Consider the following 14896-nt stretch of genomic DNA (forward strand, 5'->3'; position numbering starts at 1 on the left):
CTTGCAAAGAAACCCGTGCAAAGGTATCTTTGCATCATGACCGAGCAGAACCGACCCCGGGAACGCGTCCTCGACGCCGGTGCCCTCCGCGCGCTCGCCCACCCGCTTCGCGTCCGCCTGTTCGACCTGCTCAGCCAGTACGGCGCCCAGACGGCGAGCGGCCTCGCGACGCTCACGGGGGAGTCCACGGGCGCGACGAGCTATCACCTGCGTGCGCTCGCGCGCCACGACCTCATCCGCGAGGTCGAGGGGCGCGGCACCGCTCGCGAGCGCTGGTGGGAACGCCCGGTGGGTGCGATCACGCTCACCAACCCCGAGCTGGCCGAGACCCCGGCCGGTCGTGCGGTGCAGGAGGCCGTCGCGAGCGAGACCCTCACCCTGCGGCAGCATCAGCTCATGCGCTTCGTGCGCGACGGCTGGGAAGAAGCACCCGACTGGCGCGATGCCACGCTCATCGCCACGGCGAGCGCCCGACTGACGTCGGCGCAGATGGCCGACCTGAGCGCACGCCTGCAGGCGGTGATCGACGAGACGACCGACCGGTACCGCGATCAGACCGGCGACGACGTTCGCGTGGTGACCATGCGTGCCGACGTCTTCCCTCTTCCCGCCGACGGAGTCGCCTCATGACCGCCCTCACGACCACGGCGCCGCGCACGCTCGCCCCCACCGCCCTCGACCGCGCCCTGCTGGGTCTGTCCCGCATGCTCGCCCGAGCCGCGGAGTCCCGCATGCGGGCGCGGGCGATGAGGCCCGTGAACAGCGAAGCACGGCACGCCGCCAGAGGCGACGGGCGGTCGCCGTACGCCGAGGCGGAGTTCTACCTGCGCGTGCGCTGACTCAGGCGAACTCGTCGTCGTCGTCGTAGCGCACGACGACCTCGCCCGCGGCATCCTGGGTCACGACGACCCCGGTGTCGAGCTCGGCGACCGCACGCCCCTCGAGGAACGTGAGCGTCCACCGCGGGGCGGGGGCGCTCAGGCCGTCGGGGGTGAGTGCGGCCTCGACCGCGGCGATCTGCGCGTGCAGCGCCTCGGGCACGGCCTTCGGCGGCTGCTCGCGGGCGGTCCAACGGGTTCCGAGCTGCATCAGTCCTCCTGGGGTGCGAACACGATGTCGGTGACCGTGGTGGTCTCGGCCCCGACGAAAGAGATGGTCTCGATGCGGCCCACGGCGCGCAGATCGCCCTCGGCCAGACGCAGGGCCTCGACGTTCGGACCCGAGACGGTGAGCGAGGTGACCGCCGTCTTCTGCGAAGCCTTGGCCTCGGTCTTGGCGCGACGGATGCCGATCAGCGCGGCGCTGACGGCGGTGAGCACGGCGGGGTCGCCGTCGATGCCGAGCGGCTCCGGCCACGCGGCGGTGTGCACCGAACCCTCTTCGAACCACGACCACGTCTCTTCGGCCGCGAACGACAGCACCGGGGCGAACAGGCGCACGAGCGCCGACAGGGCCGTGCGCAGCGCGAGCGCTGCCGACGCCTGACCCACGTCGGACTGGTCGTACGCGCGTTCCTTGACCAGCTCGAGGTAGTCGTCGCAGAACGTCCAGAAGAACGACTCGGTGATCTCCAGCGCCCGCGCGTGGTCGTACGCCTCGAAGGCGACGGTGGCGTCTCGAATCACGGCATCCAGGGTCGCGAGCATCGACGCGTCGAGGTCGTGCGTGACCTCGGCGCCCTCGGGCACGGGGAAGGACAGCACGAACTTCGCCGCGTTCAGCAGCTTGATCGCCAGGCGCCGACCGATCTTCACCTGCGTCGGGTTCTGCGGGTCGAAGGCGGCATCGGTGCCCAGGCGGCTCGACGCCGACCAGTAGCGCACGGCGTCGGAGCCGTGCTGCTTCAGGATGTCGGCGGGAGTGACGACGTTGCCCTTCGACTTCGACATCTTCTTGCGGTCGGGGTCGACGATGAAGCCCGAGATCGCGGCATCCGACCAGGGGCTCCGGTCGTCTTCGAGGGCGCTGCGCAGCATCGTCGAGAAGAGCCAGGTGCGGATGATGTCCTGACCCTGCGGACGCAGGTCGAACGGTGCGACGAGGTTCCACAGCTCCTCGTCGCGCTGCCAGCCACCGGCCAGCTGCGGGGTGAGCGACGACGTCGCCCACGTGTCGAGGATGTCGAGCTCGGGGTCGAAGCCGCCGGCCACTCCACGCTGGTCCTCGGTGTACCCCGGGGGCACATCGACCGTCGGGTCGACCGGGAGCGCGGCGAGGTCGGGCGTCAGGACGCGCGCGTAGTCGCGCTCCCCGTTCTCATCCAGCGCGTACCAGACGGGGATCGGCACCCCGAAGAAGCGCTGGCGCGAGACGAGCCAGTCGCCGGTGAGGCCGTTGGTCCAGTTCTCGAAGCGCACGCGCATGAAGTCGGGATGCCACGACATCTCGCGCCCGAGCGAGACGAGACGCTCGCGCAGCTCGGCATCCCGCGCACCGTTGCGGATGTACCACTGGCGCGTCGAGACGATCTCGAGCGGGCGGTCACCCTTCTCGAAGAACTTGACGGGGTGGGTGAAGGGCTTCGGGGCGCCCTCCATGGCGCCTGCCTCCTGCAGCAGCTCGACGATGCGCTTCTTGGCGCTGAAGACCGTCTTGCCGGCGAGTTCGCCGTACGCCGCCTTCGCGGCATCCGTCACGATCACGTCGGGGGCGTCGGCGACGATGCGTCCGTCCTTACCGATGATCGTGCGGTTCGGAAGGTCGAGCTCGCGCCACCAGATGATGTCGGTCACGTCGCCGAAGGTGCAGATCATGGCGATGCCCGAGCCCTTGTCCTTCTGCGCGAGCGGGTGGGCGAGCACCGGCACCTCGACGTCGAAGAGCGGGGTGCGCACGGTCGTGCCGAAGAGGGGCTGGTAGCGCTCGTCGTCGGGGTTGGCCACGAGAGCGACGCACGCGGCGAGCAGCTCGGGGCGGGTGGTCTCGATGAACACATCGCCGGAGCCGTCGGTCTTCGCGAACCCCACGCGGTGGTAGGCGGCGGGTTGGTCGCGGTCTTCGAGCTCGGCCTGGGCGATGGCCGAGCGGAAGTCGACGTCCCACAGGGTCGGCGCCATCGACTGATACGCCTCGCCGCGCTCGATGTTGCGCAGGAACGCCAGCTGGCTCGTGCGGATCGAGTCGTCGGAGATGGTGCGGTAGGTCTGCGTCCAGTCGACGCTGAGTCCCAGCTCGCGGAAGAGCTCCTCGAACTGCTTCTCATCCTCGATCGTGAGCTGCTCGCAGAGCTCGATGAAGTTGCGGCGGCTGATCGGCACCTGGTCGGCGGCCTTGCTGCTCTTGTTGTCGCCGCCGGCGAACGGCGGGGTGAAGTCGGCGTCGTAGGGGAGCGAGGGGTCGCAGCGCACGCCGTAGTAGTTCTGCACACGGCGCTCGGTGGGCAGGCCGTTGTCGTCCCAGCCCATCGGGTAGAACACGGTCTTGCCGCGCATGCGCTCGAAGCGCACCTTCACGTCGGTGTGCGTGAACGAGAACACGTGACCAATGTGCAGGCTCCCGGATGCCGTCGGCGGCGGGGTGTCGACCGAGTAGACGCCCTGCCGGCCGCTCTCGGCGGCGCGCAGGCGGTCGAAGACGTATGTGCCGCGTTCTTTCCACGCGGCGTCCCACTTCTGCTCGAGGCCTTCCAGGGCGGGCTTGTCGGGAATCGTGGCCATGGGAGTACTCCTCGAGCGATATGGGCGGCACTGTGTGAGCGTGCCTGAAGGGGTTGGCCTCCAGGATACCGGGGTCGCCGTGCGCGCGTGGCGCCGGCGGGCGCGTGCTCGGCGATGTGCGCAAAGTCCGTGGGGTGGGGTGGATGCCGAGGTGCACAACGGCCCACGGCGTCGAGGTTTCCGCACCGCGTCCAGGAACCCGGGTAGTCTGAAACTTCCCCATCGAAAACTCCGAGGTTCGTCCATGCCTTCTTCGCTCTCCCGTCGCGTGCTGTCGGCGGTCGCCGTCGCCGCGGTCGCCGCCCTTTCCCTGTCGGCGTGCTCCGGCTCCGACCCGGGCGCCTCGGGCGACGGCGAGATCGTCTGGGCGATCGAGGGCGCGAACCTCTCGGCCGGGCACATGGACCCGCAGACGAGCCAGCTCGACGTGTCGGCCATGGTGCAGCGCGCGGTGCTCGATTCGCTCGTGTTCCAGGAGGCCGACGGTTCGTTCTCGCCGTGGCTCGCCGAGTCGTGGGACGTCGAAGACGGCGGCGCGAGCTACCTCTTCCGCCTCCGCACCGACGTCACCTTCCACGACGGCACGCCCTTCGACGCGGCGGCCGTGAAGGCGAACTTCGACCGCATCGTCGATCCCGACACGGCGTCGGCGCAGGCGGCATCCATGCTCGGCGGCGACCTGTACGCCGGCACCGACGTGGTCGACGAGCACACGGTGCGCGTGCGTTTCTCGCAGCCCTACGCCCCGTTCCTGCAGGCCGCGAGCACGGCGCTGCTCGGGTTCTACTCGCCGGCCGTGCTCGAGACGAAGGCCGACCAGCTCAAGGCCGGCGGCCCCGGCGTCACGGTCGGCACCGGCCCCTTCGAGCTCACCGAGTACACGCCCGATCAGGACATCGTGTACACCCGCAACGACGACTACACGTGGGGCCCCGACGGGGGCGGCAAGCCCGCGTTCCAGACCCTGCGCGTCGACATCCTGCCCGAGGCCTCGGTGCGCGTCGGCGCGCTGTCGAGCGGCCAGGCCGACGTCGTGACCAACCTGCCCCCGAACCTCGTCAGCCAGGTCCCCGCCGACGACACCGTGGAGTCGATCGAGTACCCCGGCCTGCCCTACTCGCTGTTCCTCAACGAGAAGTACGGCGTCTTCGCCGACGAGAAGGTGCGCCAGGCCTTCACGCGGGCCATCGACGTCGACACCGCCGTGCAGGAGATCTTCTTCGGCCAGTACCCGCGCGCCTGGAGCATCCTCGGCTCCACGACCCCCGGCTACGACGCGAGCCTCGAGAACTCGTGGCCCTTCGACGCAGCCGCAGCGGGCGCCCTGCTCGACGAGGCCGGATGGACCGGACGGGATGCCGATGGCATCCGCACCAAGGACGGCCAGCGCCTCACGGCCCGCTGGATCGCCTGGACCCCCGTGCCCGACGACCGCGCCGCACTCGCCAACGCCGTGCAGAGCGACCTCAAGGCGGTCGGATTCGACCTGCAGCGCGAGGTGCTGGAGCCCGGTGCGTACAACGAGCAGTACGGCCCGAAGACCTACGACGTCACCGACTGGGGCTTCTCGGGCGTCGACGCCGATCTGCTGCGCAGCCACCTCGCCACCGACGGCTTCCAGAACGCCTCGCAGGTGAGCGACCCCAGCGTCGACGCGCTGCTCGCCGAGGGCGCGTCGACCACCGACCCCACCGCGCGCGCCGAGATCTACGCCCAGGTGCAGCAGTGGAACGCCCAGCACGCCGCGATCGTGCCCCTGTACAGCCCCGCGCTCATCAGCGCCGTCCGTCCCGACGTGACCGGCCTGACGTTCGACCTCTACGGTCGGCCGCTGTTCGCCACGGCCGCCGTCGGCTGAGACTCGGACCCGGAATGCCACGATCTCGCTCGCGCGCCCTGCTGAGGCGCATCGGCGGGATCGTGGCATCCGTCGTCGTGGTGCTGTGGGGGGCCGCGACGCTGGCGTTCGTGGCGTTCCGCATCATCCCCGGCGATCCGGTCGACGTCATGCTCGGCCCGCAGGCGCAGGTCAGCGACGCGGTGAAGGACGGGATCCGCAGCGAGCTGGGCCTCGACCGCCCGGTCTTCGAGCAGTACGGCGCCTTCCTCGGCCGGCTGCTGCGCGGCGACCTGGGGGAGTCGTACCAGTTGCGCCAGCCCGTGACCGAGGTGATCGGGCGTCAGCTCGGACCCACGCTGCAGCTCTCGGCCCTCGCACTCGTGATCGCTGTGCTGCTGGCCCTGGCCAGCGCCCTGCTCGTGCGCGGGCGGACGGGCCGAGCCTTGGCATCCGGGATCGAACTCGTCGTGCTCTCCTCGCCGGTGTTCTGGACGGGACTCGTGCTGCTGTCGGTCTTCTCGTTCCAGCTCGGGTGGTTCCCCGTGTCGGGGGCGAGGGATGCCGCGGCCCTCGTGCTGCCCGCGGTGACCCTCGCGCTGCCGGTCGCCGCGCTGCTGTCGCAGGTGCTGCGTGACGGCGTGGAGTCGGCCGAACGGGAACCGTTCCTCACGACCGTGCGTGCCCGCGGGGCGACGCCACTGCGCGAGAGCGTGCACCACACCCTGCGCCACGCGAGCGTCGGCGGCGTGACGCTCGCGGCCTACCTCGTCGGCTCGCTGCTGGGGGGTGCGGTGCTGGTCGAGACGGTGTTCGCGCGTCCCGGAATCGGCCGCGTGACCCTCACCGCGATCACCGATCGCGACCTGCCCGTCATCACGGGAGTCATCCTGCTGAGCGCCCTCGTCTTCGTCGTCGTGAACACGGTGGTCGACCTCGTCGTGCCCGTGCTCGACCCGCGGCTGCGGCGGGCCGACGCCGCCCTGCGCGCCCGGGTGGGGGTGCCGGGGTGAGGGGCCGCGTCGTCGCACTGAGCACGGCGGGCGCCGTTCTCGCCGTCGTCGCCCTCGCCGCCTTCGCGCCGGGGCTGCTGGCCACCCACGACCCGCTGCTGACCGACGTGCGGGCGGCGCTCCAGCCGCCGAGTGGCGCCCACTGGTTCGGCACCGACCAGAGCGGACGCGACGTCTATTCGCGCGTGGTCTTCGGCGCGGGACGCTCGGTGGGCATCGGACTGCTCGCGACGGGGCTCGCGCTGGTCGTGGGCGTGATCGTCGGGTCGCTGTCGGCGATGGCACCGCGCCTGGTCGACGCCGCGGCGATGCGCGTCGTCGACGTGCTGCTGGCGTTCCCCGAGTTCCTCGTGGCGCTGCTGGTCGTCGCCGTTCTCGGTCCCGGGCCGGTCAACGTCGCGGTGGCCGTCACGATCGCCGCCGTCCCCGTGTACGTGCGCCTGGCGCGCGCGCAGACGCGCACCTCGGCCGCCGCCGAGCACGTCGAAGCGGCGCGGATCGTGGGGGTTCCGGCGGTCACCGTGCACGTGCGGCACGTGCTGCCGGGGGTCCTCGGCGCGGTGAGCGTGCTGGGCACCATCGGCATCGGCACGAGCATCCTCGCCGCCGCGGGCCTGAGCTTCCTGGGCCTCGGACCGACCGAACCGACACCGGAGTGGGGACTCATGCTCTCGGCCGGACGCAACCTGCTGCTGCAGGCGCCCTGGGTCGCCGTGTTCCCGGGCCTCGCCATCACCGCGACGGTGGTCAGCGTGAGCGTCGTCGGTCGTATCCTGCGCGCGCGGGCCGAGGAGCGCGGCGCGTGAACGGGCGAGAGGGGCGGGGCGTGGCGGCGGCGGGTGTGAGCGGCGCGGGCGGGAACGGCGCGGGCGGCGTGCACGTGCGCGGGCTGCGCATCGCCGCCGGCGACACCGAGCTCGTCCGCGGACTAGACCTCGACGTCGCGCCGGGGGAGTGCGTCGCGATCGTGGGGGAATCGGGCACGGGCAAGTCGCTGAGCGCTCGCGCCCTGCTCGGACTGCTCCCGCGCACGCTGTCGTGGAGCGCCGACGCCCTGCGCATCGACGGCGTCGACGCGCGCGCCCTCGGCGAGCGGGCCTGGCGCGGACTCCGAGGACGTCGCATCGCCCTCGTGTCGCAGGACGCCCTGGTCTCGCTCGACCCCCTGCGCCGGATCGGCGCCGAGGTCGCCGAGCCCCTGCGCATCCACGAACCCGCCGTGCGCGGCGACGCCCTGCGCGATCGGGTGCGCGCGGTGCTGGAACGCGTGGCCCTGCCCGAGCCCGACCGGCGGGCGCGTCAGTACCCGCACGAGCTGTCGGGCGGCCTGCGCCAACGCGCGCTTCTCGCGTCGGCGCTGGCGGCGGGTCCCGGCATCCTCGTCGCCGACGAGCCCACGACGGCACTGGATGCCACCGTGCAGGCGCGCGTGCTCGATCAGGTGCGCGCGATCGCCGACAGCGGCGTGGCCGTGGTGTTCATCAGCCATGACCTCGCTGCCGTCCGCCGCGTGGCCGACCGGGTGATCGTGCTGCACGACGGACGCGCGATCGAGACGGGGACCACGGCCGAGGTGATGACCGCCCCCCGAGACCCCCACACCCGTGCGCTGGTCGATGCCACCCGGCACCCGCCGTTGCATCGCGCACCCCGCACCGACGCTCCGCTGGCCTCGGGCACCTCTCTGACGAAGCGGTTCGGCGACCGCGCGGCGGTCGACGACGTCTCGTTCACCGTGCGGCGCGGCCGCACGCTCGCCGTCGTCGGGGAGTCGGGCTCCGGCAAGACGACGCTCGCGCGCATGATCGTGGGCGTCACCGAACCGGATGCCGGGACCCTGACCTTCGACGGCCGCCCGTGGTCGCCCCGCGCGGCGAGGGGCGCCGCCCGTCGTCGCGTGCAGCTCGTGCAGCAGAACCCCTGGGGCGCCCTCGACCCGCGTTGGAGCGTCGGACGCACGCTCGGCGAGGCTGTCGCCGCGGCGGGTGTGCCGCGGGCCGGCCGTCGGGCCGCGGTCGGCGACCTGCTCGACGAGGTGGGGCTCGGCTCGGCGTTCGGCCGACGGCTTCCGGCCCAGCTGTCGGGCGGTCAGCGTCAGCGCGTCGCGATCGCTCGCGCCCTCGCCGCCGACCCCGACCTGCTCGTGCTCGACGAGCCGGTGTCGGCGCTCGACGCGACGGTGCGCGAGCGGATCCTCGAACGGTTGCTCGCCCTCCAGCGCGAGCGCGACCTCGCGATGGTGTTCATCACGCACGACCTCGACGTCGTGGCCTCGATCGCCGACGACGTCATCGTGATGAAGGACGGCCGCGTGGTGGACTCGGGCACCGTGTCGTGCGTGTTCGCCGATCCCCGGCATCCGTTCACGAGGGAGTTGCTCGCCGCCGCGGGCGTGGGTACCGGCCCGTCCGCCGACGGGTGAGCTGCGCGCGCACGCCCGCACGCGCGACTGCGCGACTGCCGGCCGTCGGCAGCGGGCGGCCGACCGCGCGGGCGCAGCCCCGTTGAGTGTCCAGGACACGCCGCGTCCGCAGAGCCTCAAGCGGCGTGTCCTGGACACTCAACGCCTCTGTCGGCCCGCACGCGCCTGCCCGGCCCGCGCGCGCCACCGTCCGGCCCGCGCGCGCCACCGTCCGGCCCGCGGCATCGGGCGCCCGACCGTGCGGGCGCAGCCCCGTTGAGTGTCCAGGACACGCCGCAACTGCACCGCCACACGCGGCGTGTCTTGGACACTCAACGCCTCTGCCGACTCGGTCGCGCGCCCGCCCGGCCCGCGCCCGCCCGGCCCGCGCCCGCGCCCGCCCGGCCCGCGGCACCGGGTGCCGACCGCGCGGGCGCAGCCCCGTTGAGTGTCCAGGACACGCCGAACCCGCACCGCCACACGCGGCGTGTCTCGGACACTCAACGCCCTTGCTGCCCCACGCCCGCAACCGCCGCCCCACGCCCGCACCACCCCCCCGCGACGCAACCTCAAGCCCCGCCGCACCCCACCGCACCGCACAACAGCCCGAGCGCGTAGACTGGGCGCATCAGCACCGATCCGGCCATCACCGGGGAGCTCTCGGAAGAAACGGGTCACGGCCCGCGGTAGAACCGAGCGGGGCAGGCCCGTCATCGCCGCAGTGAGAGAGGCGTCCTCGCGAGAGGGCGCAACGCAGGGTGGTACCGCGGTCCGCAAGGATCGTCCCGGCGAGTGAACCTCGACCCGCGGAGTGACATGACCTACCCACGCCCCTCATCCTTCGGCCCCGCCGCCGACGCGTCCGCGAGCCCGGATGCCATCACCCCGGCGTCCGCGGCATCCGTCGTCCCGAGCCCTCGCTTCCCGGCGATCGAGAACGACACCCTCGCGTTCTGGGAGGCCGACGACACCTTCCGCGCGTCGATCGCGAACCGCGACGGCGGCGAGGAGTGGGTGTTCTACGACGGCCCGCCCTTCGCCAACGGCCTGCCGCACTACGGGCACCTGCTCACCGGCTACGCCAAGGACGTCTTCCCGCGCTTCCAGACCATGCGCGGCAAGAAGGTCGACCGCGTCTTCGGGTGGGACACCCACGGTCTCCCGGCCGAGCTCGAGGCGATGAAGCAGCTCGGGATCACCGAGAAGGACGAGATCGAGCGCATGGGGGTCGCCACCTTCAACGCCAAGGCCCGCGAGTCGGTGCTGGAGTACACGCGCGACTGGCAGGACTACGTCACCCGCCAGGCCCGCTGGGTCGACTTCGACCGCGGGTACAAGACGCTCGACACGACCTACATGGAGAGCGTGCTCTGGGCCTTCAAGACCCTGCATGACAAGGGCCTCGCGTACGAGGGCTACCGCGTGCTGCCCTACTGCTGGCGCGATGAGACCCCCCTGTCGACGCACGAGCTGCGCATGGACGACGACGTCTACAAGATGCGCCAGGATCCGTCGGTCACCGTGACCTTCCCGCTCGTCGGCGCGAAGGCCGAGGCGCTCGGGCTCACCGGCGTGCGGGCGCTGGCGTGGACGACGACGCCGTGGACCCTGCCGACGAACCTCGCTCTCGCGGTGGGTCCCGGCATCCGGTACGCGGTCATCGAGGGCGGTCCCCACGGTGCCGCCGACGTGCACCGCGCTCCCGACGGCACCCCCGACGAAGCGATCGAGGCCACCGCCCACCGCTATCTGCTCGCCGAAGACCTGCTGCCGGGCTACGCGAAGGACCTGGGGTACGAGACCCCGGATGCCGCCCGCCAGGCCGTGCAGACCACGCTCACCGGCTCCGAGCTCGAGGGAGTGTCGTACGACCGCCTCTTCGACTACTACGCCGACGCCGAGACGTGGGGGACCGGCAACGCCTGGAAGATCCTCGTCGACGACTACGTCACCGTCAGCGACGGCACGGGCATCGTGCACCAGGCGCCCGCGTACGGTGAGGACGACAAGCGCCTCGCCGACGCCGCGGGCCTGCCGACGATCATCTCGCTCGACGACGGCGGCCGGTTCCTCTCGGCCGTGACCGACGTGGCCGGCGAGCTGTGGATGGAGGCCAACCGGCCCCTCATCCGCCTGCTCACGCAGCAGGGCCGTCTGCTTCGCGAGGCGTCGTACGAGCACTCGTACCCGCACTGCTGGCGCTGCCGGAACCCCCTGATCTACAAGGCCGTGTCGAGCTGGTTCGTGCGGGTCACCGAGATCAAGGACGACCTGCTGGCGAACAACCAGCAGATCACCTGGGTGCCCGAGAACGTCAAGGAAGGTCAGTTCGGCAAGTGGCTCGAGGGCGCACGCGACTGGTCGATCAGCCGCAACCGCTACTGGGGCTCGCCGATCCCGGTGTGGAAGAGCGACGACGCGAACTACCCGCGCGTCGACGTGTACGGCTCTCTCGCCGACATCGAGGCCGACTTCGGCCGCCTGCCGGTGAACGGCGACGGTGAGGTCGACCTGCACCGCCCCTACATCGACGACCTCACGCGCCCGAACCCCGACGACCCGACGGGACGCTCGACGATGCGACGCATCGAAGACGTGCTCGACGTCTGGTTCGACTCGGGCTCCATGCCGTTCGCGCAGGTGCACTACCCGTTCGAGAACCACGAGTGGTTCGACGAGCACGCCCCCGCCGACTTCATCGTCGAGTACATCGGGCAGACGCGCGGCTGGTTCTACGTCATGCACGTTCTCTCGACCGCGCTCTTCGACCGCCCGGCCTTCACGGGTGTGTCGTGCCACGGCATCGTGCTGGGCAACGACGGACAGAAGATGTCGAAGTCGCTGCGCAACTACCCCGACGTGCGCGAGGTGTTCGACCGCGACGGCTCGGACGCCATGCGGTGGTTCCTCATGTCGTCGAGCGTGCTGCGCGGCGGCAACCTCGTCGTGACCGAGGAGGGCATCCGCTCGGGGGTGCGCGAGTTCCTGCTGCCGTTGTGGAACGCGTGGTACTTCTTCGCCACCTACGCGAATGCGTCGGGGGAGGGCTACACGGCCGAGTGGCGCACCGACTCCACGGACGTGCTCGACCGCTACATCCTCGCCCTCACCGGCGACCTCGTGCAGGGCGTCGCCGCCGACCTCGAGGGGCTCGACTCCACGACCGCGGCCGAGCGTCTGCGCGACTTCGCCGAGGTGCTGACCAACTGGTACATCCGTCGCTCGCGCGACCGTTTCTGGGTGGGCGTGACCGACGACCCGACCAGCCGTGAGGCGTTCGACACGCTCTACACGGTGCTCGAGACGCTCACCCGCGTCGCCGCCCCCCTGCTGCCGCTGGTGACCGAGCGCGTGTGGCAGGGGCTGACGGGTGGGCGCAGCGTGCACCTGACCGACTGGCCCGACGCCGACGCGTTCCCCGCGGCCGCCGACATCCGCACGGCGATGGACACCGTCCGCGACGTCTCGAGCGTCGCCAACGCGCTCCGCAAGCGCGAGGGCAAGCGCGTGCGCCTGCCGCTGCCGCGCTTGACGGTGGTGACTCCGGATGCCACCGGCTTGGCGCAGTTCGACGACATCCTGCGTGAGGAGCTCAACGTGAAGAACGTCGAGCAGGTCACCCTTCAGGCCGGCACCGCCGCCGAGTACGGCATCACGCACCGCCTGTCGGTCAACGCCCGCGCCGCGGGTCCGCGCCTGGGCAAGCAGGTGCAGCAGGCGATCAAGGCCGCCCGCGAGGGCGACTGGAACGAGGTCGACGGACAGGTCGTCGCCGGCGGTATCGCGCTGGAGCCCGCCGAGTACGACCTGGTCGTCGAGACCGCGGGTCGCCCCGAGGGCGAGGCTCTCGCCGTGCTGGCGACGGGCGGCTTCGTGCTGCTCGACACCGTCACCACCCCCGAGCTCGAAGCCGAGGGCCTGGCGCGCGACATGATCCGCGGCATCCAGGACACGCGCAAGGCCGCAGGCTTCGACGTGAGCGACCGGATCTTCCTCTCGCTCACCTTCGTCGACGACGCCGACGCGCGGGCTGTGGCTCAGGCGTTCGACGTCGCGGGCGTGGCATCCGAGACCCTCGCCGAAGCCGTCGTGCTCGCCGGCCCCGAGCAAAGGCTCATCGAACGCGGGGCCATCGCCCCCGCCGAGTACGAGACCCAGATCGCGGCGAAGACCTACGCGAACGTCGGCGCGGTCACCGTCGCCGTCGCCCGCATCGGAGGGACCGCATGAGCGACCGCACCAGGGCCGACGCGGTCTACAGCGCCCTGCTGGAGCGCCAGGGGGAGCAGTGGGTGCAGCCGCGCGTCGATCGCACGCGCCGCGTGCTCGAGCTGCTCGCCGACCCGCAGCGCACCTACCGCGTGATCCACGTCACGGGCACGAACGGCAAGACCTCGACCAGCCGCATGATCGAGAGCCTGCTGCGCGGCCTGGGGCTGCGCACGGGCCTGTTCACGAGTCCGCACCTCGAGCGCTTCACCGAGCGGATCCTCATCGACGGCGAACCGGTGGCGGATGCCGCGATCGCCGACGCGTGGGACGAGATCACGCCGTTCGTCGACATGGTCGACGCCGAGCTCACCGCCGCCGACGATGCGCCGCTGACGTTCTTCGAGCTGCTGACGGTGCTGGCCTTCGTGGTCTGCGCCGACGCGCCGATCGACGTGCTGGTGCTCGAGGTCGGCATGGGCGGGGAGTGGGACTCCACCAACACCGCCGACGGCGACGTCGCGGTCTTCACGCCCATCGACATCGACCACACCGACCGCCTGGGCTCCACGATCACCGAGATCGCGACGGTCAAGGCGGGCATCATCAAGCCCGGCGCCGCCGTCGTCTCGGCCGCGCAGCCCGACGCGGCGCTCCGCGTCATCCGCGCGCGCGCCGAGAAAGAGGGCGCGACCGTGTCGGTGGCCGGCTACGGCTTCGCGCTCGAGGCCCAGGCGCTGGCCGTCGGCGGGCAGATGCTGACGATCCGCGGGGTCGCGGGGTCGTACCCCGAGCTGTACCTGCCGCTGTACGGCGCCCACCAGGGCACCAACGCCGCCCTGGCGGTCGCGGCCGTGGAGTCGCTCATCGGCGGGGGCACGCAGCCCCTGGCCGCCGAGGTCGTGGCCGACGGCCTGGCGAACGCCACCTCGCCCGGGCGCCTTCAGCTCGTCGGGACGGCGCCGACCGTCTTCGTCGACGCGGCGCACAACCCGCACGGCGCCCGCGCGCTCGTCGCCGCCCTCGACGAGGCGTTCGACATCGACGAGTGGGGTGCCGTCGTCGGCATCCTGGACGGCAAGGACGCCCGGGGCATCATGTCGGCGCTCGTGCCCGCCGTCGCGCGCGTGTTCGCCACGGCCCCCGCGAGCGACCGCGCCAGCGACCCCGACGTGATCGCCGACGTCGCCGAGGCGGCCGACCTGCCCGTCACCGTGCACCCGACGCTCGAAGACGCCGCCGACGCGGCGCGCGCGTGGGCCGCCGAATCCGACCGGCGCGCGGTCATCATCGCCGGTTCCGTCGTGCTCGCGGGCGAGGCGCTGCGGCTGTCGGAGCTCGAGGACTGGAAGTCGGGGTGGCAGGCGTGAGCCCGCGCACCCCCCGGGCCCCGCGCGTGCGGCGACGGCGCGGTGCGCTCGAGTCGCTCGGCGCCGTCGTGCTCGGCTTCGAGTCGATCGTGGTGTTCCTCGGCGGCCTGGTCGTCTACGGCCTCAAGGTGCTGCCCTTCGGCATCGAACCCTGGTGGGGCATCGTCGGCGGTGTCGTCATGGCGGTCGCCATGGTCGCGGTGGCGGGGCTGCTGCAGCATCGCGCGGCGATCGTCGTCGGCTGGGCCCTGCAGATCCTGCTGCTGCTCGGCGGATTCCTCGTTCCCGCCCTCGCGGTGGTCGCCCTCATTTTCGGTGGCATGTGGGCGTATGCCACCATCAAGGGAGCGGCACTGGATCGGCAGAACGCCCGACGCGCCGCTCATCCCGACCTCTCGAACGGAGAATGA

The 14896-nt window shown here is 71.8% G+C and carries 11 protein-coding genes; 9 read left to right on the forward strand and 2 right to left on the reverse strand.

Going from position 1 to position 14896, the window contains the following annotated elements:
• The first annotated feature begins 36 nt into the window (after positions 1-36).
• Together ASG45_RS10555 and ASG45_RS10560 are read left to right on the forward strand one after the other, a co-directional pair.
• A complete protein-coding gene (locus tag ASG45_RS10555; protein WP_055836879.1) occupies positions 37-630 on the forward strand; it encodes a winged helix-turn-helix domain-containing protein in 594 nt (197 codons plus the stop codon).
• The gene (locus tag ASG45_RS10560) at positions 627-839 is read left to right on the forward strand and encodes a hypothetical protein (protein WP_055836883.1); all 213 of its coding nucleotides are present in this window, start codon (positions 627-629) and stop codon (positions 837-839) included. Before ASG45_RS10555 ends, ASG45_RS10560 begins: the two co-directional genes overlap by 4 nt.
• Before the next feature lies 1 nt (position 840).
• On the opposite strand, the gene ASG45_RS10565 is transcribed toward ASG45_RS10560, so the two are convergent.
• Positions 841-1089, reverse strand: coding sequence for a hypothetical protein (locus ASG45_RS10565; protein WP_055836886.1), 249 nt, complete (start codon positions 1087-1089; stop codon positions 841-843).
• On the reverse strand, positions 1089-3656 hold the full coding sequence (gene valS / locus ASG45_RS10570) for a valine--tRNA ligase (RefSeq protein ID WP_055836891.1): 2568 nt from the start codon (positions 3654-3656) through the stop codon (positions 1089-1091). Before valS ends, ASG45_RS10565 begins: the two co-directional genes overlap by 1 nt.
• 244 nt (positions 3657-3900) lie before the next feature.
• Here valS and ASG45_RS10575 point away from each other — a divergent pair, with 244 nt between their 5' ends.
• From ASG45_RS10575 to ASG45_RS10605, 7 genes are all read left to right on the forward strand, one after another.
• Positions 3901-5514, forward strand: coding sequence for an ABC transporter substrate-binding protein (locus tag ASG45_RS10575; RefSeq protein WP_055836895.1), 1614 nt, complete (start codon positions 3901-3903; stop codon positions 5512-5514).
• 14 nt (positions 5515-5528) lie between these two features.
• On the forward strand, positions 5529-6506 hold the full coding sequence (locus tag ASG45_RS10580; protein WP_055836899.1) for an ABC transporter permease: 978 nt from the start codon (positions 5529-5531) through the stop codon (positions 6504-6506).
• Positions 6503-7312 carry an ABC transporter permease gene (locus ASG45_RS10585; RefSeq protein ID WP_055836902.1) on the forward strand — a complete coding sequence of 270 codons (810 nt, stop codon included), beginning with the start codon at positions 6503-6505 and terminating at the stop codon, positions 7310-7312. Before ASG45_RS10580 ends, ASG45_RS10585 begins: the two co-directional genes overlap by 4 nt.
• Positions 7309-8928, forward strand: a complete 1620-nt coding sequence (locus ASG45_RS10590) for a dipeptide ABC transporter ATP-binding protein (RefSeq protein ID WP_235561602.1) — start codon at positions 7309-7311, stop codon at positions 8926-8928. Before ASG45_RS10585 ends, ASG45_RS10590 begins: the two co-directional genes overlap by 4 nt.
• A gap of 795 nt (positions 8929-9723) precedes the next feature.
• Positions 9724-13137, forward strand: a complete 3414-nt coding sequence (ileS, locus tag ASG45_RS10595; protein ID WP_055837896.1) for an isoleucine--tRNA ligase — start codon at positions 9724-9726, stop codon at positions 13135-13137.
• Positions 13134-14486 carry a bifunctional folylpolyglutamate synthase/dihydrofolate synthase gene (locus tag ASG45_RS10600; RefSeq protein ID WP_055836905.1) on the forward strand — a complete coding sequence of 451 codons (1353 nt, stop codon included), beginning with the start codon at positions 13134-13136 and terminating at the stop codon, positions 14484-14486. The genes ileS and ASG45_RS10600 overlap by 4 nt, the downstream gene beginning before the upstream one ends.
• Positions 14483-14896, forward strand: a complete 414-nt coding sequence (locus ASG45_RS10605) for a DUF4233 domain-containing protein (RefSeq protein WP_327037594.1) — start codon at positions 14483-14485, stop codon at positions 14894-14896. The genes ASG45_RS10600 and ASG45_RS10605 overlap by 4 nt, the downstream gene beginning before the upstream one ends.

Origin of the sequence: Microbacterium sp. Leaf436, assembly GCF_001424715.1 — a bacterium.
Lineage (GTDB): Bacteria > Actinomycetota > Actinomycetes > Actinomycetales > Microbacteriaceae > Microbacterium.